Annotated in this window: 20 protein-coding genes, 1 tRNA gene and 1 pseudogene; 12 read left to right on the top strand and 10 right to left on the bottom strand. The window is 61.7% G+C overall.

Annotated elements, in window-relative coordinates:
- Positions 1–34 precede the first annotated feature (34 nt).
- Positions 35–1,438 carry a PKD domain-containing protein gene (locus KT882_RS29560; protein WP_228893994.1) on the bottom strand — a complete coding sequence of 468 codons (1,404 nt, stop codon included), beginning with the start codon at positions 1,436–1,438 and terminating at the stop codon, positions 35–37.
- Positions 1,439–1,609: 171 nt separating this feature from the next.
- Between KT882_RS29560 and KT882_RS29555 the strand changes: the two genes are divergently transcribed.
- The 4 genes from KT882_RS29555 to KT882_RS29540 all read left to right on the top strand — a co-directional run bounded on the left by KT882_RS29555 (position 1,610) and on the right by KT882_RS29540 (position 4,488).
- Positions 1,610–2,557, top strand: a complete 948-nt coding sequence (locus KT882_RS29555; RefSeq protein WP_228893993.1) for an alpha/beta fold hydrolase — start codon at positions 1,610–1,612, stop codon at positions 2,555–2,557.
- 82 nt (positions 2,558–2,639) lie between these two features.
- Positions 2,640–2,713 (top strand) — tRNA-Gly (locus KT882_RS29550).
- Between the two features lie 219 nt (positions 2,714–2,932).
- The gene (locus KT882_RS29545; protein WP_228893992.1) at positions 2,933–4,000 is read left to right on the top strand and encodes a helix-turn-helix domain-containing protein; all 1,068 of its coding nucleotides are present in this window, start codon (positions 2,933–2,935) and stop codon (positions 3,998–4,000) included.
- The gene (locus KT882_RS29540; protein ID WP_228893991.1) at positions 3,997–4,488 is read left to right on the top strand and encodes a PIN domain-containing protein; all 492 of its coding nucleotides are present in this window, start codon (positions 3,997–3,999) and stop codon (positions 4,486–4,488) included. The genes KT882_RS29545 and KT882_RS29540 overlap by 4 nt, the downstream gene beginning before the upstream one ends.
- A 26-nt stretch (positions 4,489–4,514) precedes the next feature.
- Here KT882_RS29540 and KT882_RS29535 read toward each other — a convergent pair whose 3' ends face one another.
- Together KT882_RS29535 and KT882_RS29530 are read right to left on the bottom strand one after the other, a co-directional pair.
- Positions 4,515–5,996 (bottom strand): DUF4214 domain-containing protein, encoded by a 1,482-nt coding sequence (locus KT882_RS29535; protein WP_228893990.1) that lies wholly within the window; start codon positions 5,994–5,996, stop codon positions 4,515–4,517.
- Between the two features lie 26 nt (positions 5,997–6,022).
- Positions 6,023–6,502, bottom strand: coding sequence for a hypothetical protein (locus KT882_RS29530; protein ID WP_228893989.1), 480 nt, complete (start codon positions 6,500–6,502; stop codon positions 6,023–6,025).
- A 200-nt stretch (positions 6,503–6,702) separates the two neighbouring features.
- Between KT882_RS29530 and trmB the strand changes: the two genes are divergently transcribed.
- Positions 6,703–7,383 carry a tRNA (guanosine(46)-N7)-methyltransferase TrmB gene (gene trmB, locus KT882_RS29525; protein ID WP_161071110.1) on the top strand — a complete coding sequence of 227 codons (681 nt, stop codon included), beginning with the start codon at positions 6,703–6,705 and terminating at the stop codon, positions 7,381–7,383.
- Here the strand turns inward: trmB and KT882_RS29520 are convergent.
- Both KT882_RS29520 and KT882_RS29515 read right to left on the bottom strand, forming a co-directional pair.
- Positions 7,370–9,139, bottom strand: a complete 1,770-nt coding sequence (locus KT882_RS29520; RefSeq protein ID WP_228893988.1) for an amidohydrolase — start codon at positions 9,137–9,139, stop codon at positions 7,370–7,372. The two genes, trmB and KT882_RS29520, sit on opposite strands and share 14 nt — an antisense overlap.
- 17 nt (positions 9,140–9,156) lie before the next feature.
- Positions 9,157–10,059, bottom strand: coding sequence for a DMT family transporter (locus KT882_RS29515; RefSeq protein ID WP_161070949.1), 903 nt, complete (start codon positions 10,057–10,059; stop codon positions 9,157–9,159).
- A gap of 225 nt (positions 10,060–10,284) precedes the next feature.
- Here KT882_RS29515 and KT882_RS29510 point away from each other — a divergent pair, with 225 nt between their 5' ends.
- The gene (locus KT882_RS29510; protein ID WP_161070948.1) at positions 10,285–11,169 is read left to right on the top strand and encodes an AraC family transcriptional regulator; all 885 of its coding nucleotides are present in this window, start codon (positions 10,285–10,287) and stop codon (positions 11,167–11,169) included.
- Positions 11,170–11,252: 83 nt separating this feature from the next.
- Here KT882_RS29510 and recQ read toward each other — a convergent pair whose 3' ends face one another.
- Both recQ and KT882_RS29500 read right to left on the bottom strand, forming a co-directional pair.
- Positions 11,253–13,079: a DNA helicase RecQ gene (gene recQ, locus KT882_RS29505; RefSeq protein ID WP_161070947.1), complete on the bottom strand. Its 1,827-nt coding sequence runs from the start codon at positions 13,077–13,079 to the stop codon at positions 11,253–11,255.
- A gap of 8 nt (positions 13,080–13,087) precedes the next feature.
- Positions 13,088–13,921 (bottom strand): undecaprenyl-diphosphate phosphatase, encoded by an 834-nt coding sequence (locus tag KT882_RS29500; RefSeq protein WP_161070946.1) that lies wholly within the window; start codon positions 13,919–13,921, stop codon positions 13,088–13,090.
- 201 nt (positions 13,922–14,122) lie between these two features.
- Between KT882_RS29500 and KT882_RS29495 the strand changes: the two genes are divergently transcribed.
- Positions 14,123–15,322, top strand: a complete 1,200-nt coding sequence (locus KT882_RS29495; protein WP_228893987.1) for an MFS transporter — start codon at positions 14,123–14,125, stop codon at positions 15,320–15,322.
- On the opposite strand, the gene KT882_RS29490 is transcribed toward KT882_RS29495, so the two are convergent.
- Entirely contained in the window at positions 15,261–16,187 is a 927-nt protein-coding gene (locus KT882_RS29490; RefSeq protein WP_161070944.1) for a LysR family transcriptional regulator, read from the bottom strand. The two genes, KT882_RS29495 and KT882_RS29490, sit on opposite strands and share 62 nt — an antisense overlap.
- Before the next feature lie 104 nt (positions 16,188–16,291).
- Here KT882_RS29490 and KT882_RS29485 point away from each other — a divergent pair, with 104 nt between their 5' ends.
- Together KT882_RS29485 and KT882_RS29480 are read left to right on the top strand one after the other, a co-directional pair.
- Entirely contained in the window at positions 16,292–17,272 is a 981-nt protein-coding gene (locus tag KT882_RS29485; RefSeq protein WP_161070943.1) for an aldo/keto reductase, read from the top strand.
- A gap of 93 nt (positions 17,273–17,365) precedes the next feature.
- Positions 17,366–17,539, top strand: a complete 174-nt coding sequence (locus KT882_RS29480) for a hypothetical protein (protein WP_161070942.1) — start codon at positions 17,366–17,368, stop codon at positions 17,537–17,539.
- A 6-nt stretch (positions 17,540–17,545) separates the two neighbouring features.
- Here the strand turns inward: KT882_RS29480 and KT882_RS29475 are convergent, their stop codons facing one another.
- A complete protein-coding gene (locus tag KT882_RS29475) occupies positions 17,546–17,710 on the bottom strand; it encodes a Fe-S-cluster oxidoreductase (protein WP_321170312.1) in 165 nt (54 codons plus the stop codon).
- Positions 17,711–17,916: 206 nt separating this feature from the next.
- Here KT882_RS29475 and KT882_RS29470 point away from each other — a divergent pair, with 206 nt between their 5' ends.
- The 3 genes from KT882_RS29470 (at position 17,917) to KT882_RS29460 (ending at position 22,343) form a co-directional block, all read left to right on the top strand.
- Positions 17,917–19,263 carry a dsDNA nuclease domain-containing protein gene (locus tag KT882_RS29470; protein ID WP_228893986.1) on the top strand — a complete coding sequence of 449 codons (1,347 nt, stop codon included), beginning with the start codon at positions 17,917–17,919 and terminating at the stop codon, positions 19,261–19,263.
- On the top strand, positions 19,260–21,071 hold the full coding sequence (locus KT882_RS29465; RefSeq protein WP_228893985.1) for a hypothetical protein: 1,812 nt from the start codon (positions 19,260–19,262) through the stop codon (positions 21,069–21,071). Before KT882_RS29470 ends, KT882_RS29465 begins: the two co-directional genes overlap by 4 nt.
- A 138-nt stretch (positions 21,072–21,209) precedes the next feature.
- Positions 21,210–22,343 carry a hypothetical protein gene (locus KT882_RS29460; RefSeq protein WP_228893984.1) on the top strand — a complete coding sequence of 378 codons (1,134 nt, stop codon included), beginning with the start codon at positions 21,210–21,212 and terminating at the stop codon, positions 22,341–22,343.
- 225 nt (positions 22,344–22,568) lie between these two features.
- Here KT882_RS29460 and KT882_RS29455 read toward each other — a convergent pair.
- Positions 22,569–22,819: pseudogene (locus KT882_RS29455) on the bottom strand (hypothetical protein).
- Between the last annotated feature and the right edge of the window lie 419 nt (positions 22,820–23,238).

Here is a 23,238-nt window from a genome sequence, read left to right as displayed (position 1 = left end):
CCTTGGCTGAAGATTACTCGGATGCTCTGGGGCCTTAGAAGGCCAGCTTTTTTTGCTGAAACACGATTTGCACATTCGGATCGGCGGGCTTGTCGATGGAGACCAGCTCTGCTGCGGAATAGGCGTAAGCGAGGCAGGGATCACCGGGAGCCGAAATGTACTTGGTCGCGTATTCAACCACGAGCGTATTGCCAAGTAAATACACGCTGGTGATGCTGGTTGCCAGGCAAGACCCGAGCTGCTGGTAATACAGCGCCAGCACGGTCTTCTTGCTGAAGTCTACGGGCGGCGGGGTAGCGGGGCCTGCGCTGCCCATGTGGGCCTGCCATAGCGCGGTCCACTCCGCATCGCTGCGCGCGACGGCGCTGGCAGGGGCAGACTCGCGCCGCTGCGACTGGCCCTCGTCGATGACGGTGAAGGGGACGTCCTTGGCGCCGTCCGGCACCGGCTCGGGCTTGATGAATTTGCTGACCTGGTGGGTGCTGTCGAGGCCCAGGCTGCGGGCGTTGCGATTGGCGAACAGGGTGTCGAAAAGGGGCGCAATGCTGGCGTCGGGACAGCGGCGATACACTCCGCCAATAGAGTCTGCCGCGCTGCACAGGAGCTGCTCGGGTGTGAGGCCGTGCAATGCAGCGGCATAGCTCGCGTCGCTGCAGCTACCGGCGACATTGGAGAACACATACTTGCCATCGACCAGGTAGAGGTCGCTCGCGAAGTTGTTGCAGGGACCCCGGTTCACCGTTTTGACAAAACCCGTGAACGCGGCGGCATCCATTGCAGTGATGGTCGTCGTCGCCGGCACGCTCAGGCGCTTGCCGTCCGAGACAACCAGGCTGGCGGTGTAGGCGCCGGGTACGTCGGGCGTGAGACTCGCCTGCGCCGCGTTGGCCGACGCCAGCGTAGCGTTGCTGCCGGCCGGCTTGCTGCCGAGCGTCCAAGAATAGCTGAGCTTGTCGCCGTTGGCCAGGCGCCAGGATGGCAGGCCGAGGCTGATGGCGGCGCCGCTGGAGACGGTGCTGGCAGCGCCGCCGGCCAGGCGGTAGGTGGGATCTGTTGGCGGCGTGGCGGTAATCGTCACCGTGGCCGCGCTGCTGCTGGCCTTGCCGTCGCTGACGACCAGGCTGACGCTGTAGCTGCCGCCGATATCCGGCGTCAGCGTCGGCAGCGCGGTGGTGGCTGCGGCCAGCACGGCACTGCTGCCGGCGGGTTTCGCGCTCAGCGTCCAGTTAAAGGTGAGGGCGTCGCCATTGGCGTCGCTGCTGCCGCTGCCGTCGAGCTTGACGGTAGTGCCGAGCCCGACGGCCTGCGCGGGGCCGGCACTTGCTGTTGGTGCGATATTGGCCGGCGCGGGCGGCGGCGCGGAGGCGGACTGGCCGCCGCCGCAACCCGCCAGTGCACATGCCAGTCCTATCGCGATCCCTATGTTTGCTGCGTACATGGCTTCCCCTTATGACTCAGCGATGACGCCGCGCGGCACCGCGAGAACTGGGGCAGTATAGGTTGCAGTGCTGAGAGAGAATGTGATGATGAGCACAGAATCATTGTGAAATTGGCAACAAGGTGCAAAAAGCCGAGTAGAATGCAGCGATTGTCAATTTGGGATTCCACGATGAAAAAAAGCAGCGTCGCCGCATTTCTGTTTGCGGTCCTACTTCCATTCCATGCCTGCCACGCGCAAAGCGCGGCTACGCTGCTCACCCCGGAAATTGGCGGTATCAAGCAGGTTGTGGAAATCAAGACGAACGATACGAGCAAGCCGGTGCTGCTGTTCTTGTCCGGCGGCCCTGGAAGTTCCATGATGAACACCTCCAGCGCTTTCACCAACATCCTGAAAGACAGATTCACCCTTGTCCAATGGGACCAGCGGGACGCCGGCAAGACCTTGAAACTGAATCCATCGCCCACCCAACCCACTTTGGCGCAGATGGAGAGCGACACCTACGAGGTGATCGAGTTCGTCCGAAAAGAGTTGAAGCAGGAAAAAATCTACCTGCTGGGCAGCTCCTGGGGCAACGTTCTAGGATTTGACATCGTCCGCAAACACCCTGGTCTCCTGCATGCGTATTTTGCGGTGAACCCCGTAGTCAGCCAGCTGGCCAGCGAGCAGGAACTGCTGCAAGCGCTGAAGGTGACTTTCGCCGACAACGCCGATGCGAGCAAAGAGCTGGCCAGCGTCAACATCCCATTTAAGACGGATGAAGATCTGTTCTACTTGAGGAAGTGGCTGTTCTACAAGGAAGGCAAAAAGTACGTGACCAGCAACGAGTTCAGAAACGGCTTCCTGCAGTGGTCCAAAGTCTGGTCGCCGGTGTGGAACCAGGTCATGGCCGTTGACTTGCCCCGGACCTTGAAGCAGGTCGATTGCCCGGTCTATTTTTTCGTAGGCAAGAACGACATCCAGACGTCCACCAGGATCACGAAAGAGTACTTCGAGATTCTGCGGGCGCCGAAGAAGGGGCTGTTCGCATTTGAAAATTCAGGCCATCAGATCCATCACGACGAGCCGGAAAAATTTCAGCAAGCGATAGTGCAAACCCTGGATAAAGCAGTAAGGTAAAACCGCAGCGACGGCATCTCATCACACGGGGCCGCTTGCGGATTTGCCAACTGCTGGCCAAGCCGCGTAGAATGCACGGCATGCGGGTGTAGCTCAATGGTAGAGCAGAAGCTTCCCAAGCTTACGACGAGGGTTCGATCCCCTTCACCCGCTCCATAGGGAAAAAGAGTGCTTTCAATCATCTCCGCTACTTCGTAACCCCTGTCTTGTTTTGCCTTTCCCATTTCGCTCATTGAAAAAGCCTTCGCCGGTTGGCGTAGATCGCTTTGCAATCCGAACGTTATCGCCGCAGCGCGTGGTGTTTGTCATAGTTCGTCCTGCGCCCGCGTGTGAGGTTGGTTGACAACCATGGATTGTTTACGTAATTTGTCAACCATGAGCCAAGCAAAAATCAACGAACGAATTCGCCGGGCGCGTGTGTCGCGAGGGCTCAGCTTGGACGCTGTTGCTGAGCGGATGGGCGACATCAGCAAACAGGCGCTGAGCAAGTTTGAAAGCGGGCAAAGTGCACCGAACTCAGCTAGGCTTCTGAAACTGGCCAAGGCATTGGAGGTGAAACCGGAATACTTCTTCCGGCTGGAGTCATTCGCTCTTGCTCCGCTGGAGTTCAGGAAACTGGCGAAAATGCCTAAATACCGTCAGGAACAAGTTCGCGAACAGATGCGCGATCATTTGGAGCGGTACATTTCGCTGGAGGACTGTTTCGGCGGTTCGCTCAAGATTGGGGTCGCGTCTGCTCAATCCATCCTCGTCACTTCGGTGGAGGAGGCAGAGCAGGCTGCGGAGCAGCTGAGGCAAGAGTGGCGGGTCGGAGGGGATGCAATAGCCAACCTTGTCGATTTGCTAGAGAACAATGGATTCAAAATTGTGCTCCTGGACGGCGCGGACGATTTTGATGGGGCGTGCGCTGCTACCAATGATGAGCAGCATGTGCTCATCTCCTTGAATGCGTCGCGTCCAGGCGAAAGAATGCGTTTTACTGCGGCGCATGAGTTGGGCCACTGGGTGATGGATCTGCCGTCATCCATGCCTGAAAAAACCAAGGAGCGTTGCTGCCATCGCTTTGCGGGGGCCTTTTTGTTCCCCGCCGCTCAGGTTCGTGCTGAGTTCGGCGATGTTCAGCGTTCGAGAGTGCATCCGCAGGAATTGCTGAATGCGAAAGCACTGTACGGCGTTTCGATGCAAGTCGCGATGTATCGCATGAAAGACCTCGGCTTGTTGAGCGAGGCGGGATATAGAGCCTTGGTGATTACGATCAACGCAAACGGCTGGCGGAAGAACGAACCGGAAGCGCTGGAGGCCGAACGCCCAAGACGGTTTGAATCGCTGGTGTACCGGGGGCTGGCAGAAGAATTCTTCACGTTATCAAGAGCAGCTGAATTCCTTCAGCTACCTATCAGTGCGCTTGATGCCAAAGGCTACGGAGCGCAAGTGCTCGGATGAACGCCGTCTACATCAGCGATACGAATATCTGGATTGATTTTCGCCACGCTGGGCTGCTGGAAGCGTTGTTCACGCTTCCATTTTCATTGTGCTGCACGGACTTTGTGCTGAATGAACTGAACGACTTTGACCATGGCGATCTGGTCGCTAGCGGCCTGCAGGTTGTTGAATTGGACGAGGTCTCCATTGTTGGGCTGACAGCATTAAAGGCTTTGCACAACAATAGCTCTTTAGCCGATGTCTCTTGCTACCACTTGGCAAAGCAGACCGGTTTTCCGTTGCTGACGGGCGATGGCCAACTGCGTAAGCAGGCGGAAAAAGATGGCTTGCAGGTGCATGGTGCGATGTGGCTGCTTGATCAATTGGTTGAGCTTGATCTGATATCACCCCATCAGGCGCATGCGAGCCTGACGGCCATGTTGGCAGCAAATGCAAGGCTGCCTAAAGCCGAGTGTGCAATGCGCCTGCAAGCATGGAGCGCTGCGTAAGATATCTTCACCCGCTCCACACTCTCCTAGCCATACGGCGTGTACGCAAAGCCGTTGGCGATCAGGCCTGCGTTCAGCGTATGGCTTTCCGGGCTCTCGGAAAACTCCAACACCATATCCACCACGCTCAATCCGTGTTCCAGCGCATTGATCCAATATGCTTTGCCTGCCGCTTCCGGCTGGCGGTCCAGGGCGTTGACGTAGAGCGCGGTGACCAGCGTGTCGAAATTGGTGTTGACGCCGTACAGATTGATGAACTCCTGGGCGGTGGAAAAGCCGCCGATGATCTGTTTCAGCGTGGTGCCGTTGTCCAGGGCGGTGAGCCAGAAGCCGGCGCCGGCGGCGTCCGGGGCGCGGTTGAAGGCGCTCTGGTACAGGCGGTAAAGCTGGCCCGCGCTGCCGTTGACGTCCAGCGCGAGGCCGCCGTCGGCGAACTGGATGCGTTCGACGTTGATCAGGGTGTTGGCGCTGCCGCCGGCTGCTGCGCTCACGCTGAAGCCGCCGCCCGCGCCGGTGACGGCGTAGGTGGCGCGGTTGCCTGCGAAGACGGCCGTGTCGATGCCGGCGCCGCCGTCGATGGCGTGGCCGTAGTCGTTCATGACGATGATGTCTTTGCCGTTGCCCGCGTCGACCGACAGGCGCGCGCCGCCGCCGGTGATGCTGATGCGGTCGTCGCCGGCGCCGGAGGCGATCAGCCAGTTGGTGTTGACGATGGCGGGCAGGGTCACGGCGATGGAGTCGTCGCCGCCGAAGTTGGCGGCGTTGGCCAGCAGCTGCTGTTCGTTGGCGACCGTGCTGCCGGTGACTGCGATGGCCGCCGCGCTGATCTGGGCCGAGCTGCCGTCGGTGTAGTACTGGGCGTAGGAGCTGAGCGTGCCGCCGAATGCGGTGCTGGCGCTGCCCTGGCCGATGGCGGTGGAGTTGCCGGACACGGTGAAGTCGCCCGTGATGCGGCCGCCTTCTTCAAACAGTTCGGTGGTGCGCGTGAGGGTGTCCACCACGCCGGAGAACAGGTTGCCGTCGCTGCTGGTCACGCTGCCGTGCGCTTTCAGCACGGTGTTGCCGATGGTGTTGTCGTAGCCGGCTGTGCCGGCGGTGATGAGCTGCTGCAGCGTGAGCGTGTTGATGGTGCCGCCCTTGTTGCTGAGCAGCAGGCCGTTGCTGGCGGAGGTGCTGTAGCCGAAATTGAGCTGGCCGTCGTACACCAGGCGGTAGTTGCCCGAGATGTGGTCTTCCAGCGAGCCGGCCGAGAAGGTGCCGCTGGCCGCGCCGGGCGTGGTGTTGACCAGGCCGGAGAAGGTCTGGAAGCTGCCGTCCGGATAGTCGAGGTAGCCGTCCGGCCCCGCCAGCGAGCCGCCGGTGTAGACGGCGTGGGTGGAGCTGAAGTTGTAGCCGGCCTTGATGAGCTTGTCGAACTCGCCCGCCAGCGTCAGCGGCGTATGCGTGGCGCGATAGGTTTCCAGCGTGCTGAGCGTAGCCTGGCTGAAATTAATGGTAACGGTAGTCATTGCGTGTCACTCTGATAAGAATTCGTTCAACGGGACAGGTCCATGTCCAGCCACACAGCATACGCCAAATGCTTGCCCTGCCAAACTGAGCCGCCGCGTATTGCTGCATCGCATGAGACCGGCTGGCCGTCGATTTCCTCGCGGCGCTGGATTTCGCGGAAGGTTTGCGCGTCCTTGGGCGACAGATAGCCCGTCATGCGGCCGGCCACGAACACCGCCACCGGCTTGTCGTCGTAGGGGTTGAGCGGGTCCACCGCCAGCACGGCCTGCAAGCGGGTGTCGGCGCCCTGGTCGCCATGTTCTCCCGCCAGCTCGCGCACCGTGGCCTGGTAGCGCGATTCGGCCAGCACTTCGGTCAGCATGCGGCCACCGTCGGACCAGTGCTTGACCGGCGCGCCCGGCTGCGCGGGGACGTAGGCCGGGCCGGGCGCCCTGGCTGCGGGCGGCGCGGCGGGACGGAAGCCTTTTTTCAGCAGCAGATACATGGCGGCCAGGGACAGTGCCATGATGGCAAGAAGGATTGCGTCGGTCATCGTCGGAGGTGGCTAGTCGGTCAAAGCCGTATTATCGCAGGCTGGGGCGCGCGGGTGGAGGTCACGTATAATGGCGGATCGTCCTTAGAATTTGCCAGCAGCTTGGCCTCTTTACTTACTTTTACATGTCTTCCGATACTCCAAACGACAATCCGGGCAGCCCGGCACGCGCCATGCTGTATGACCCGACCGAACACCGCATCCGCAGCTTCGTTACGCGCGCCGGCCGCCTGTCCACCGCGCAAGCGCGCGCGCTGGAGGAGCTGGGTCCGAAATTCCTGATCGAGTACAGCAAGGCGCCGCTGGACTATGCGCAGGTCTTCGGCCGCAAGGCGCCGGTGGTGCTGGAGATCGGCTTCGGCATGGGCGGCACCACGGCGCACATCGCCGGCGTGATGCCGGAGAAGGATTTCATCGGCGTGGAAGTCCATACGCCGGGCGTGGGCAGCTTGCTCAAGCTGATCGGCGAGCAGCAGCTGAGCAACCTGAAGGCGATCCAGCACGATGCGGTGGAAGTGCTGAACCACATGATCCCGGACGGCTCGCTGCATGGCGTGCATATCTACTTCCCGGACCCATGGCACAAGGCGCGCCACAACAAGCGCCGCCTGATCCAGTCGCCGTTTGTGCAGCACCTGGTGCAAAAGCTGGAAGTGGGCGGTTATCTCCACCTGGCCACCGACTGGGAAGACTATGCGGTGCAGATGCTGGAAGTGCTGAGCGCCGAGCCCGGCCTGCAGAACACGGCCGAAGGCTACGCGCCGCAGCCGGCCTACCGCCCGCTGACCAAGTTTGAAAACCGCGGCCTGAAGCTGGGCCACGGCGTATGGGACCTGGTCTTCACCAAGAAGTAAGCCCGTACACTATCTTCCCGCCCACCACGGTTTGCAATACCCTGGTGTTGGCGATGTCCTCGGCCGGGACTTCCATGAAGTTCCGGTCCAGGACGATGAGGTCGGCCAGCTTGCCCACCTCCAGCGATCCCACCTCCTTTTCCTGCCTCAGGGTGTACGCCGCGTTCATGGTGATGGCGCGCAGTACCGCTGCGCGCGGCATGCCGGGCGCGTCGCCCAGGCGGCCTGCGTATTCGGGGCCTGCGTCCTTTGCGGCGGTGCGGGTCACGCCTACTTTCAGCGCGAACCACATGTCCAATGGATCGACCGGCCAGTCGCTGCCGTAGGCGATGCGCGCGCCCGCGTCCAGCAGCAGCGACTGCGGCTCGACGATGGCGTAGCGCTCCTTGCCCATGTACTCCTTCAGCGCGCCCACCGTGTCCGGCGCGGGCTTGGCCCACTGGAAGGACAGCACCGCCGTGGCGTCGAGCTGCTTGAAGCGCGGGAAGTCGGCCGGGTCCACGATCTCGTCGTGGGCCAGGGCGGGACGGACATCCTTGCCCTCCGGCGTGGCGCGCAGTGCTTGCAGCGCGTTGAGCGTGTCGCGCACGGCGCCGTCGCCGTCCACGTGGATGTGGGGATCGACGTGGGCCTTGGCCAGTCTGGACAGCGTGGAGCGCAGCAGCGCGGGCGTGAAGTAGCTGTCCGGTCCCTTGCTCGGACCCGGCGCCCAGTGCGGCTGCTGCGGCGTTCCCTGGTTGGTGTAGTAGGGCGCCAGCATGGCGCCGGTGAGCGCGGGTGCGGCGATCACGCCGTCCATGAACAGCTTGGCGTGGCGTACCTGCATGGACGGCTCGATGCGGGTGGCGCCCTGGTCGAACTGTTTGGCCAGCTGGCGCAGTTCCTTGAAAGCCTTGCCGGATATGGCGTCCTTCGGATCGATCAGCACTGCGAAGTGGGCGCGCGCGGTGAGCTTGCCCTGTTTTTGCAGCTGCGAGAAGGCGGTCAGTGTTTCGGGATCGGTATAGGCGTCGAGGAAGGTGGTGATGCCCTGCTTGCGCATGGCGTCCAGTGCGGCGGTGGAGGCGGCCAGGTTTTCCTTGGGCGTGAGCACGGGCATGAACTTGCTCACCATGTCCTGCGCCGCGTCTTCCAGGATGCCGGTGGCCTTGCCGGCGGCGTCGCGCGCGATCTTGCCGCCCTCGGGATCGGGCGTGCGGCGGGTGACGCCGGCCAGCGCCATGGCGCGCGAGTTGAGCAGGGCTGAGTGGCCGAAGGACGAGCGCACGACGATGGGGCGGCTGGTTTTCAGGCTGTCCAGCGCGGCGCTGCTCATGTCCACGCCGTCCGGCAGCATGCCTTGCTGGAACCAGTTCACCACCCGCAGCCAGCGCTTGGGGCTCGCGTTCTTTTCCTTGTCCAGGCAGGCCTGGATGCGGGCCTGGAACTGCGGCACCGTCAGCGGCATGTAATCGAGGCTGCAGTTGAGCAGGCGCGAGCCGCCGGACTGCGGGTGCATATGGCCGTCCACCAGGCCGGGCATCACCATGCGGCCCTGCAGGTCGATCACGCGGGTCTGGCCGCCGGTGTGGGCTTGCGCGCCGGCGTTGTCGCCGACGTAGACGATACGGCCATCGCGCACGGCCAGCGCCTGCTGCACGCTGTCCTGCGCATCCACCGTGTAGATGTAGCCGTTGCGGTAGACCGTGTCCGCCGGGGCGGCGTGCGCCCATGCCGGCAGCAGCAAACAAATCAGGGCGAATCCGGTCGCATGCATGTGTTCTCCTAGTCTGCCTATTTAGCGCGGGCCTCCGTGCGCCCCAGCGCAGGCCAGGACGGCATGAAGGCCAGCAAGTTGCCCGCCAGGACCAGCGCCAGGCCGCACAACGCCAGCGCGGTCCAGTGGTAGCCCTCAAAGATGGTGGACGCGCTCAGCGCCACGATGGGGAATAATACTGTGGAATAGGCCGCGCGGTCAGGTCCGATGCGGCCGACCAGCATCAGGTAGGCGGTGAAGGCGATGACCGAGCCGGGAATGGCGAGGTAAAGCAGCGAGGCCGTGTAGCGCGCGCCCGGCTCCCAGGTGAACGGCATGCCCAAGGCCAGCGAGCCCAGGGTGAGGATGGCGGCGCCTATCATCATGGCCCACACATTGGTCAGCCACGGCGCCAGGCCGAGCGCCTGCATGCGGCTGGACAGCAGGTTGCCGGTGGAAAAGCAGAGCGTGCCCAGCAGGGCCAGACCCAGGCCGGCCAGCATGCCGCCGTCGCGCCAGTGGCCCTGCATCTGCGGCAGGAACAGCAGGGCGATGCCGCACAATCCCAGCAGCGCGCCGCCCACCACCTGCTGGCGCAGCGCGCGGCCGAGGAAGAGGCGGCCGTTGAGCGCGTTCCAGATCGGCGCGGTGGAAAACACCACGGCCACCAGGCCGCTGGGCACCCACTGGCTGGCGTAATAAAAGCACAGGAAATTACAGCAAAACAGCGCCACGCCCTGCGCCGCTAGGTAGCGCCAGGCCGCGCGCGGCGGCCACACCTTCTTGCGCATGGCAAACAGCACCAGCAGCAGCACCGCCGCCGCGATCCAGAAGCGGTAAGCGATGGACACCGGCGCCGGCACCACGCCGAGCTGGAATTTGATGGCGATCCAGGTAGTGCCCCAGATCAGGACGGTCAGCAGATACAGAATAGCGTTCATGGCAAAGCCCGGTTGAAAACGAGTATGCATCATGCCGCCAGCGCGCCCCCGCCGCTTGTCTTCGCTTGCGCAAAATTCAAGCGACCTGAGCCGCATTCCACCCAATTTGGGGTCAGACCCCGAAGTGGGGTGAATGCGGCTCAGGTCGCTTGTGGGAATTGTCTGATCTTGCGCATTTTTGTGAGGGGGCGGGGGCGGATGGCGGGGGCGTGCTAGACTTTTCGGATGGCTACTTTTTCTCACGCGGTGTTCAAGACCATGTCGCATACCGATGCGACCCTGGAGCGTTTCGCCTGGCTGGGGGATGGCCTGGCGGCGGCGATCTGGCAGCGGGAGACGGATGAGGCGGTGACCGCTTACTTGCAGCCGGGGCACCATACGTTCTCGTGCTATCTGGGAGGGGGCTATCGCACCGAACGCGGCGGGGCGGGCGTGGCGCCGGGGCAGTATGGGGCGCCGAAGCGGCTTTGCACGCTGCCGGACTGGCATGAGTCGCACTGGCTGGTGCGCGATAAGCTGCGCTTGCTGCATGTGTATTTCATGCCGGAGCATTTTACGCAGCGGGCGGTGATGGAGCTGGACCGCGAACCGCGCGAGCTGACCCTGGCCGACCGCACCTATTTCGAGGACCCGCGCCTGGTGCAGCTGTGCGAGCAGCTGGTGGCCGCGCCGTGGGAGGGCGCCGATGCGCTGCTGCGTGCGAACGAGATCACGCACGCCACCTTGAGCGAGCTGCTGAAGTCGCAGTCGATGATAGACCCGGGCGCGCGCCTGCGCGGCGGGCTGGCGCCTGTGGTGCGGCGCAGGCTGGCGGAGTTTATCGATGCGCATCTGGCCGAGCCGATCACGCTGGGCATGCTGGCGCAGGTGGCTTGCATGTCCGAGTTCCACCTGGCGCGCATGTTCAAGCTGTCCTTCGGCATACCGCCGTCGGCCTGGGTGGCGCAGCGCCGCCTGGACCGGGCGCGCAGCATGCTCAAATCAACCGGCCTGCCTTTGCAGCAGGTGGCCGATGCTTGCGGGTACGCGGATCTGAGCCATTTCAGCCACCGCTTCCGTGCGGCGGTGGGCGCGCCACCCGGGCGTTACCGCCAGATCGTCGCGGCGTAGGGCGGGTTAGCGCAGCGTAACCCGCCGGCGCCACCGCGCCGCCAGCTTGGCGGGTTACGCTGCGCTAACCCGCCCTACCTTTCCTATAGCATTTCTGCGATCAGCGCGACGATCTCTTCGCCGTAGGAGGCGAGCTTTTTCTCGCCCACGCCACTGATTCCGCGCAGGTCGTCCAGCGACGTCGGCTGCGCCTTGGCGATTTCGCGCAGGGTGGCGTCGACGAAGATCACATACGCCGGCACGCTGTGCGCGCGCGCCGTCTCCACCCGCCACCAGCGCAGCTTGTCGAAGATGGTCTGCTCTTTGCCGGACAGCTCGGTCTCGGCATAGCCCTTGGCCGCCGCCGCCGTGGAACGTTTCTGCTTGACCGGCTTCTGGTACTGCCGCAGCTGCACTTTCTGCCCGCCCTTGAGCACCGGCCGCGCGGCGTCGGTCAGCTTGAGGGAGCTGTACTGTTCGTGGTCCACCGTCACCAGCCCGAGCGCGATCACTTGGCGCAGGATGGCGCGCCATTCCTGCTCGCTGCGGTCGGCGCCTATGCCGAACACGGACAGGCTGTCGTGGTGCCAGGTCTTGATGCGTTCCGTTTCCACGCCGCGCAGCACTTCGATCACGTGCCCTGCCGCGAAACGCTGGTCGACGCGGTAGATGGCCGACAGCAGCTTTTGCACCGGCACCGTGCCGTCGAAGCTCACCGGTGGGATCAAACAGGTGTCGCAGTTGCCGCAGGGCGTGGCCTGTTCGCCGAAATATTCGAGCAGCCGCACGCGCCGGCAGCTCAGCGTTTCGCACAGGCCGAGCATGGCGTCCAGCTTGGTGCCGAGCACGCGCTTGAAGGTTTCGTCGGCCTCCGATTCGTCTATCATGCGCCGCTGCAGCACCACGTCCTGCAGGCCGTAGGCCATCCAGGCGCTGGCGGGCAGGCCGTCGCGGCCGGCGCGGCCGGTCTCCTGGTAGTAGCCTTCGATCGATTTGGGCAGGTCCAGGTGGCATACGAAGCGCACGTCCGGCTTGTCGATGCCCATGCCGAAGGCGATGGTGGCGACCATGACGATGTTGTCCTCGCGCAGGAAGCGGGCCTGGTTGGCGGCGCGCTTGGCGTGTTCCATGCCGGCGTGGTAGGCCATGGCGCGCACGCCGTTCTCGTTGAGCATCTCGGCCGTTTCTTCGACCTTTTTGCGCGACAGGCAGTAGACGATGCCGGAGTCGTTGCCGTGTTCTGCGGTGATGAAGTCCAGCAGCTGCTTGCGGCCGTTGGCCTTTTCCACGATCTGGTAGCGGATGTTGGGACGGTCGAAGGAGGACACGAACTGCGCCGCGTCCTCCAGCTGCAGGCGTTGCACGATCTCGGCGCGGGTCTGGTGGTCCGCCGTGGCCGTGAGCGCGATGCGCGGCACGTTGGGGAACTGCTCGTGCAGGATGGACAGCTTGATGTACTCGGGCCGGAAATCGTGGCCCCATTGCGATACGCAGTGCGCTTCGTCGATGGCGAACAGCGCGATATTGGACGCCTGCAGCAGCTCGAAGCAGCGCTGCGTCATCAGCCGTTCCGGCGCCACGTAGACCAGGTCGATCTGGCCGGTGCGCACCAGGCGCTCGATGCGGCTGGCCTCTTCGTAGGTCTGGGTGGAGTTCAGGAAGGCGGCGCGCACGCCGACTTCGGCCAGCGCGTCCACCTGGTCCTGCATCAAGGCGATCAGCGGCGAGATCACCACGCCCACGCCGTCGCGCACCAGCGCGGGAATCTGGTAGCACAGCGACTTGCCGCCGCCGGTGGGCATCAGGACCAGCGCGTCGCCGCCCTTGCTGACATGGTCGACAATTTCCCCCTGCTGGCCGCGAAAGGCTGGGTAGCCGAAGACGGTCTGGAGGAGGTTGAGGGCGCGTTCGCTGGTGTCCTGATTGGTCATTTATTAACTTAGTCGGCCCACACTACGAGGCCGGAATAGGCGGTGGCAATGACCACCAACCCGAATATGATGCGGTACCACGCAAAAATTGTGAAGTCGTGCGAACTGATATAGCGCAACAACCAGCGCACGCAGAGGAAGGCCGACACGAAGGCGGCCAGCATGCCGACGCCGAACATCGGCAAGTCGGCCGCCGACAGCAGCGCGCGTTCCTTGTACAGCGAGTATACCGTGGCCGAGAGCAGCAGGGGAATGGCGAGGAAGAAGGAAAATTCCGTGGCCGCCTTGCGCGACAGGCCGAACATCATGCCGCCGATGATGGTGGCGCCGGAGCGGCTGGTGCCGGGGATGAGCGCGAAGGCCTGGGCGCAGCCCACTTTCAGCGCGTCCAGCGCGCTCATGTCGTCCACGCTTTCCACCCGCACGGCGGCCGGATTGGCCTTGGCACGCTTTTCCACCCACAGGATGATGAAGCCGCCCACGATGAAGGCGCTGGCCACCGGGATGGGCGAGAACAGATGCGCCTTGATGGCTTTGTTGAACAGGAAGCCGAGGATGGCGGCCGGCAGGAAGCCGATGATCAGGTTGATGATGAAGCGCTGCGCCTTGGCGTCGCTGAACATGCCGCTCAATACCGTGGCCAGGCGCACCCGGTATTCCCACATGACGGCGACGATGGCGCCGGTCTGGATCACGATCTCGAACACTTTCACTTTTTCGCCCACGAAGTTGAGCAGGCTGCCGGCCAGGATCAGGTGGCCGGTGGAGGAAATCGGCAGGAATTCGGTAAAGCCTTCAACCAGGCCCATGATGAAGGCCTGCAACGCGAGTGTGATGTCCATGTTTGTCGTAATAGCAAGTGATGGGGAAAGGGCGTCGAAGCTTACCACGCCCGGCCGCGTTCGCCATGGCCCGAATCGGGCGCGGTGCGCATTGTACCTTGCGGCTGATAAGCATGGCTTATCACAGGGCGGGGAAAGACGAATTGGATGTAAACCTGCGGCAATTCCATACTCCTGCCATCAACAAAGCAGGAGGTCGTCATGAATACCAAGGAAGTACCGAAAGGTTTGATTACGCTGCTGGCGCTGGTGTGCGGCGTGTCCATCGCCAGCGGCTACTACGCGCAGCCGCTGCTGGGCGACATCGGCCGCTCGCTGGGCGTGTCGGAAGCCCATGCGGGCGCGCTGCCCATGTTCACGCAGATCGGCATCGCCATCGGCGCGCTGCTGTTCCTGCCGCTGGGCGATATTGTCAATGACCGCAAGCTGATACTCGCCATGATCAGCGCGCATGTGGGCGCGCTGGTGCTGGTGGCGCTGGCGCCGTCCGCGCCCTCGCTCACTTGGGCCAGCGCGCTGATGGGCGTGACCACCATTACGCCTTATCTGCTGCCGGCTTACGCGGCCAAGATCGTGAGCCATGAGCAGCGCGGCCACGTCACTGGGCTGCTGGCGCGCGGTATCTTCGCTGGCATCCTGTTGGCGCGCACGGCCAGCGGCTATATTGGGCATTACACGGACTGGCGCACGGTGTACTGGATCGCCGCCGCGCTGATGCTGTTCATGACGGCGCTGCTGGCCTGGCGCCTGCCGCCCACCGTGCCGCGCAGCGATTTGAGCTATCCGCGCCTGCTGGCGTCCATCTGGACCGTGTTCCGCCAGCAGCCGGTGGTGCGCTACGCGGCGGCGCGCCAGGGCCTGGTGTTCGGCGCTTTCAACGCCTTCTGGATTTCGCTGGTGTTTTACCTGGAGACGCCGCGCTTCCACATGGGCAGCGACGTGGCGGGCCTGTTCGGCGTGATCGGCGCGGCCGGCGCCTTTGCCGCGCCCCTCTTCGGCAAGGTGGCGGACAAGCGCGGCCCGGTCTTCGCGGTGCGCCTGGGCACCGGCTCGGCGCTGTTGGCGTGGGTGGTGATGGCGCTGTTCGGCCAGCACCTGGCGGGACTGGTGGTGGGCGTGCTGCTGCTGGACCTGGGAGTGACGGCGTCCCACGTGTCCAACCAGACCATGATTTACCATCTGGGACAGGATATCCGCGGCCGCGTCAGCACCATCTACATCCTCGGCATCTTCATCGGCGCGGCGGTCATGTCCGGCCTCACGGCCTGGGTGTGGAGCTTGTGGGCGTGGCATGGCGTGTCCGCGCTGGGCATCGCGGCGACCGTGCTGGCGGTGGCGGTCAGCTTCGCGCAGCAAGATCAAGCTGGGCGCGGCGGGCTTCAGCCGCAACCAGCTCGATAAACTCCAGGATCAGCGGACGGTCCTCGCCGCTGCGGGAAAACACCTGAACCTGCAGCGGCGGCATGTCCGCCACCGGCAGCACCACCAGCCCGGCCGGCGGCGCCGAGAACACATAGGTGGTGCCCACCATGGTGCCCATGCCCTGGCTCACTAGCGACATGCCCATCTGGGCCTGCGAAGTCTGGTACACGAAGTTGGGCGTAAAGCCGCGCTCGCGGCAGGCGTCCACCATGCGGTCGTACAGCACCGTGTTCACGCCGCGCTCGAACATGATGAGGCGCTCGCTGCGCAAGTCGTCCACCGTCACGCTGGCGCGCGCGGCCAGCGGCGCGTCCTCGCGCACCAGCACGGCCCAGCTGGAATCGAAGATGGGCTGGGCCAGCAGGCTGCCGTCCTCCGGCAGCGGCGCCACCTGCACGCCGAAGCCCACGTCGATGCTGTGCTTCTGCAGCGCGTCCGCCTGCAGCACGGAGCTCATCTCGTGGCGCTGCACGCGCATATTGGGGTACAGCGCCTGCAGCCGTATCAGCGCGGGCGGAATGAACACCAGGTTGGTGTATTCCACCAGGCCGATGGACAAGGCGCAGCTGCGGTAATGGCCGGCCTCGCGCGTGAGGCGCAGGGCGCGCTCCATCTGGTCGAACATGGTGTCGAGTTCATCGCGCAGCACCACGCCGGCCGGGGTCAGCTCCACGCCGCGCCGGTCGCGGCGCAGCAGTTCCACGCCCACGGTCTGCTCCAGCTTGGCGATCTGCTGGCTTAGTGCTGGCTGGGTGACGAAGGCCAGTTCCGCCGCGCGCCGGAAGTGCAGCTCTTTCGCCACCAGCGAGAAATAGCGCAGTTGCCGAAGTTCGATTCCTCTCATACGTCCTCACTTACAACTCATGGTGGTTTCTGTTTTACCATGCATGATATAGATACAATGGGTTTGCCGCGCTATAGTGTCCCTTCAGATCATGGGAGAACTTGATGGACTATGTGAATCTCGGCCGCACCGGCCTGAAAGTATCGCGCCTGGCGCTGGGCTGCATGACTTACGGCGTACCCGACCGGGGCAGCCATGAGTGGACGCTGGACGAGGAACAGAGCCGCCCCGTGATCCGCCACGCGCTGGAAGCGGGCATCAACTTCTTCGACACGGCCAATTCCTATTCGGACGGCACCAGCGAGGAAATCGTCGGCCGCGCGCTGCGCGACTTCGCCCGCCGCGAAGAAGTGGTCATCGCCACCAAGGTCTACTTCCCGCAAGGTAAAGGCCCGAACCAGCGTGGACTGTCGCGCAAGGCGCTGATGGCCGAAATCGACAACAGCCTGCGCCGCCTGGGCACGGACTATGTGGACCTGTACCAGATCCACCGCTGGGACTACGGCACGCCCATCGAGGAAACGCTGGAGGCGCTGCACGACATCGTCAAGGCCGGCAAGGCGCGCTACATCGGCGCGTCGTCCATGTATGCCTGGCAGTTCGCCAAGGCGCTGTACACGGCAGAGCGGCACGGCTGGACGCGCTTCGCCACCATGCAGAACCAGCTCAACCTGATCAACCGCGAGGAGGAGCGCGAGATGCTGCCGCTGTGCGCAGCCGAAGGCATAGGCGTGATCCCGTGGAGCCCGATGGCGCGCGGGCGTCTCACGCGCGACTGGGCCGAAGCCAGCAAGCGTTCCGACACCGACCTGGTGGCCAAGGAGATGTACACCGCCACCGAAGCGTCGGACCGGCTCGTGGCCGAGCGCGTGAAGCAGGTGGCCGAGGCGCGCGGCATCCCGCGCGCGCAGGTGGCGCTGGCGTGGGTGCTGCAGAAGTCCGTGGTGACCGCGCCCATCATCGGCGCCGCCAAGTTCTCGCACGTGGACGACGCAGTGCAGGCGCTGAAAGTGCGGCTCACCAAGGAGGAGCTGGCGCTGCTGGAATCGGCCTATGTGCCGCATCCGGTGGCGGGCTTCAGCTGAGGCGCGGCGCTGTCTCCGCCTCTGTTCGCCAGCGCACGGTGTGCCTGGCGGCGGGGGCGTAAGGTGGTTGTTCACTCACCAGAGGAGATAGTCATGAGCAAGCACAGCAACGATCCGCGCGAACAGCAGCAGCGCGAGGCGCAGCAAGCGCAGCAGGAAGCGGCCAAGAACCAGCAGCGCGCCGAGGAAGCCGAAGTGGCGGGCCGCCACAAGAACGACGGCCAGAAGGACCACAAGGGCGCCGACAAAGGCCCGCGCGGCCAGTAATCCCGCTCAGGGCGCGGTAGCGCGCTCCAGGTCGGCCAGCCATACCATGGCGTGCTCGCGGCTGCCGCCGCACATGTCGGCGGCCGGCTGCAGGCCGGCGCAGAAGGCGGGGCGCTCGGGCTGGCCGAAAATCTTGCAGCGCATATCGTCGGCCAGCTGGATGCAGCGCACGCCAGCCGGCTTAGTGGTCGGAGTGTGTGGCACCTAAAGGGATACCAATAGCGATACTGATAACAGGGACGATATAGACTCCGTTTTCTGTATTGGTCACCTCCCTTTAGGAACCACTTGTGGCACAATGATTTATATGCGACAACAATTCCCCTGGGTACTTTTCTGGTTTTCCATTAAAAGCTAGTCACGTTGCGACTTGGGGTATGACAGTCGCTAATTCTCAAATCGACTATATCGACTTCATGATTACGGCGCCAACTGAACCTCCTCTCCAGCAAGTTGCGTCTGACTTGTTCCGGGACTTTAAAGGAGATGAAATAGGCGGCCGGCATGCCATCCGTGGTTTCAGCTTTCAGGTCTGGCATGCGGTGCTGGAGGCACTTCGCGCGCACCGCACCGGTGACGACTACGCAGTCGTACTTGAATGGCAGCAGGACGTCGCCATTCTGGACTCATCTTTAGAGCCGACTGGGGTTCGGTTCGTGCAGCTGAAGAAACACGAGGCATCGACCCATTGGAAGCTCAATCACCTCATTGCCTCTCCGAAAGGTAAGGACGGGGATGTGCAAACTGAGGCAGATGACGCCGATACCTCCGGGTCCAGTGGTGCCGCGACGGCGCCCACCCTTGAGCTAGCCAAAAACGGGAAGGCGGCGAAGGCAAAGGCGCCCAAGAAGCCGAAGCCGTCAATCTTGGCTAAGCTCTACGCACATCGCCGTCGCTTTAAAGCCTTAGGAAAGTCGCGTCTGGAGTTCTCCTCTGACGCGCAGTTTGAAATGCCAGATGGCACGGGTACACACTCGCTGCATAGTATTGTTGAGCTTTCGGACGCCGATTCGTCAGTTCAACAGGCCATCGAAGCGAAGCTGAGAGAACAGCTGGGCCTTGACCCGGCTGAGCCAGTGGACTTCTCCGATTTCGCTCTGGTAGTAAGCGATTGCCCGGTTAACGAGCCACACAAATATTTGGCCGGTGAGCTCGCTGAAATGCAGCTCGATTCGGAGTTGAACCTCAGCGGCTCCGCTACCATTCTCGCGGTGCTAATAATCGCTTCGTACGTAAACCTCAGGGCCGGCAGCACTCGACACGCAAAAAATTTCGCAGAGCTGTTGAACCGTGCGGTCACGCGAGGGGATATTGACCTTTATCTGGCTGCCGCCGACGAAGAATCAGTGTCAGCGCGAGAGCTGGTGGAAGAAATTATCGAGCGGCTGAACATCGAGGCGGCACCGTTCGCGCTGGTCAAAAACATGAAGAGGCAGGTAGTGCGGGCATGTATGGAAATCACGAACCGTGCAGGCCCGGTGCCGGTCGTAACTGCGCATCTTAAAGCGCTATACGAATTGAATTCGGAGTACAACTCTCTACCACAGGTCACTAATATATTCTCCGCTTGGTACGAGGACTTCCAGCTGCTGCAGTTAAGCGAGGCTCGCCCTTACAGCCGCGAGTACATTTACTGTCTAATGTCCATGATTATTCAAAATGCAAACCCCACAAAACAACTACCATTTGTTCCGGCTAGTCCGCAACCTGAGGACTCGCAATGAGGCAAACCGTCACCTATCACGAACTCTGGCTGGTATCCGAAAGGGACGAGAGCGGCCGATTCCTGAAGTTCAATCCCCGCAAGAACCTGCTGGCGGGAACGAATGAAACAGGTAAGTCTCGCATCCTGAAGCACCTCGTTTGGGCGCTCGGCGGCGAACCATCCACGCGCATCGCTGGGAACTGGGATGTCAATGTCGCTGCAAGCGTAGTCCTTAGTCTCGGACAGAAGCGGTTCACGTTCCTGCGTATGGGACGTGACCAGCGCGCCGCCTTCAACGCTGAAGGCAAGCTCTTGCTCGCTACGGAAAATGCCCAAACTTGGGCGAGGTTTTTTGCTGACACATTCGAGTTCCCCTTGAAGTTGCAGCGCCATCAGGAGGGGGCGTTCGCGTTGGCCGGGCCTGAGTATGCGCTGCTGCCGTTCTACATCGACCAAGAGGGCGGCTGGGCAAGGAAATGGGGAAACTTCTTGCGGTTGTCCCAGTTTGCACGGTGGGAGCCAGTTGTTTTCGAATCCTTCCTTGGCCTGCGGCCGCAGCGGTACTTTGATGCTCAGCTCACGCGTGATGAACTCGTCTTTAAGTTGCGCGAACTGCGTCTGCAGACCAAGGTGCAGGAGACCGCCTACAAGCACGTTAAAGCAATGCTGCCTGCGTCTGATGCGATGCTCGACGAAAGCGTGTTTGCAGAAGAGCTGCAGCAGGTTGCCAGCCAGGTTGAGGCCCTTGTCGATGACGAGAACCAGGTCCGCAGTGATTTATTCGCTATCGCCCAAGAGCGGCAGGAGCTCACTGGTCAACTCCAGCTCGCGGCCCGGGCAGAGCAAGACTTGGTAGAGGACTTGGCGTATCTGTCCAAATATCCCGATGACGAGCAGTTGAGCTGCCCAACGTGCGGCCAGGCGCACGGCTTGTCCTTCCGAGCGAAAGTAGAACTGGCCTCAGACGCGAACGACGCACATCAACTGTTCTTAAACGTACGCGGCCAGCTGGACAAGTTGAGTAAACGTGAGGAAGGCTTGCGCAACAAGCTCGCTAGCGTCACCAAACAAATGGAGAGCCTCCGCGTTTCAACGGAGAGGCAACCGGGGCAGGGTGGCATCGCCGAAATCATCGCCGCAAAAAGCTTGGCTACCATTGAAGAGGCATATGGGCAGACACGCCAGCAACTTGCAGATTCCATTGATGAACTCGATGAAAGCCGAACCGAGCTCCAGGCTGAACTGGACGGGTTGACGGATGCTGAGCGGCTGAAAGAGGTGCGGGCCTTTTACAAGGCCGCGGTGAAATCATGTGCTGACCGCCTCGGCATCGACAAGGCGGAAATTGCTTCCGTCAAAATCGGAGCGCGGCCAGCGATGGGGGCTGGTAGCTCGGGCCCTCGAGTCTACCTAGCGATGCACATGGCAATGCTGGAGACCAACGCAAAGTACGGCAGCGGGCCGCGCTTCCCCTTTATTGTCGATACCCCTCGTCAGCAAGGATTGGATGACCCGAATACAGGGCGGCTCCTCAGCGCGGTCTACAACCATGCGGAAGCAGAGCAGATTTTTATTGCAAATGAATCTGTGCCGTCCGACTGGACGCCCCCGCAGGACTGCACTGTTCAAACCTTCACGGAGAAACGCCATTTTCTGCGTGAAGACGAATATCGCGCTGGGGTTGAGCAGTTAGCGCCCTTGGTTGAAGCAATGAGTGACGCTATTGCAGCCGAGCGTGAACGCGTTGCGGAGATAGAGGCGGAGAGCGAGGTTGGTGAACAGGCCGCTCAAGATGACGCCAGCGACCCGGACGAGGATGACGACTGATATATCTTTCGACGAATGGGGATAACAACCCATTGACTAGGCCAACGTGCAGCTTGGCCAACGTCCTTAGATAGCGGAATGCGTCGCAGAATTCGAAGAATCCGTATCCCACAAGAACAACAACCTTTAAGCGCATACATGACCTATTTTATCGACATTTTCTCCGTCGAGACCTACGAGGCGTTCTCGAAGACATCAAAGACCATCGCAGGCTTCCATCCAAAACGGAAAGCTTGGATCACGAAAATTAAACCAGGTGACAAAATTCTTTGTTACCTCAAGGGATTGTCTTGCTGGGTAGGGATGCTGGAGGTTGTGGGACCGATGACGGAGGTGACTCCAGGCAATGAAGTCATCAGCGGCTACTCCCTCGAATTTGCGGTGACGCCCTTGGTCTGGTTAGATAAAGGGACGCTCATTCCCATCAAGCGGCCTGAGGTTTGGGCGGCCCTTTCTTTTACTAAGGACATAACGCCTGGCGCCGGTGGCTGGAATGCGGTCTTACGTAGTAGCGGTGTCCGCCTGCTTGAAGAGGATGGCAAGGCGGTGGAAGTTTTAATGCAGGAACAGCTCCAGAAGCTGGTCCCCGATGAGATAACTAACGAAGCTTGGAGCCAGCACCAGAGCTTCAAGATTACGACCAGCCAGGGCGAGACCGTTGCAGTGCAGATACCTGAACTTGATTCGGAGCCTAGTACTGAGGCTGCATTTGCCCACACATGCAGCACAACTATTGGAGAAGTGCCGACGGTTAGGACATCCCATAAGATGCAGGCACTCCTTGCCGAGATTGGTGTAGCGATGGGATTTCAAGTCTGGATTCCCAAGGCGGATAAAGATGCGGTCTCATCGGAGATGAGTAACCCTGAATTGCTGGTTACCCTGCCTTACACCCAGTTCTCCGAGCCGGCTCTTAAAACGGTTGAGCAGATAGACGTGCTCTGGTTGCAGAAGAAAACCATTGTGCGTGCTTTTGAGGTTGAGCACACCACTGCAGTTTATTCGGGCATCCTGCGTATGGCGGACCTGCTCGCATTGCAACCGAATTTCCATACGAAGCTGCACATTGTGGCGCCGGATGAGCGGCGAAAGAAGGTATTTCAGGAACTGATGCGTCCAGCCTTCTCTATATTCCCACAGGGGCCCCTATCGAAGCTGTGCACATACCTGCCATATGAGGGAGTGCAGGAACTGGCGGAAAATCCAAATCTCGAGTATTTGAAGCCAGAAGTATTGGACAAATTCGAAGAACTTGCTGAGGAGCAGGAGTAAGCCGAGGGAAGCTTTGATTTTTTTCTGAGGGGCTAAATGGGGGGGCTGGCTAATGAACGAAATCCGCTATATTGCCTACTTTCGTACCCCCAACGGGCAGCAACGTTGCCTCGCTGTCTCCGGTGAACCCACCGTAATTTGGGGGCGTCGTTTATACGCTTTGCACCGAATGCGGTACCGTGTGCATGTGCTCCTACGAGTGCGGTCGGCGCAGGGCCTGAAGGATTAGCCTGCCCAGTCGTGGCGAGCTAAATTTGCCGGCGCTGTCGCGCGCTCCAGCTCATCCAGCCAGCGTTAGCCTGTTCCCGGCTGGAACCACACATATCTTCCGATGGTTGCAACCCGCCACAAAACGCCGGCCGCTCAGGCTTGCCAAAGATGCGGCAGCGGTTGTTATCCACCAGCTGAACACACCTGACACCCGCAGGTTTTGCGCCTGGCATGCCTGGTATGGGACTCGTAATCGAAGGGGAGATGCAGCACGCACCGCAGTGGTCACGGCAGTCATGGCATCCCGTTAGTTGGCAACCGGCTTGGCGGTCGGAGTGTGTGGCACCTAAAGGGATGCCAATAATCATACTGTGAACAGGGACGATATAAACTCTGTTTTCTGTATTGGTGCCCCTTAGGGCCCATACAACATGGTCAATACGCCATGTTTCCCCCCCCCTGAATTGTTGCAACCAACGAGACCGTCGGAATCGCCACAAGAGCGAACCAAAGCGCATTCCTGTGTGATGTTTCAACGAAACGTCGAGTCGTTAGTACTTGGCGCAGCATAGTTTGACGTCAAAGTGACAATTGGTGATTAATTGTCGGTGTGAAATATGATAGGGTCCCCTAGCTGCGAGTTTTCCCTATTAAACAAAGGGTAAACTGCGCAGGCGAACAGGGA

The organism is Pseudoduganella aquatica (genome assembly GCF_020865585.1).
Classification (GTDB): domain Bacteria; phylum Pseudomonadota; class Gammaproteobacteria; order Burkholderiales; family Burkholderiaceae_D; genus Rugamonas; species Rugamonas aquatica_A.
This window is presented reverse-complemented; position numbering and strand designations above follow the sequence as displayed.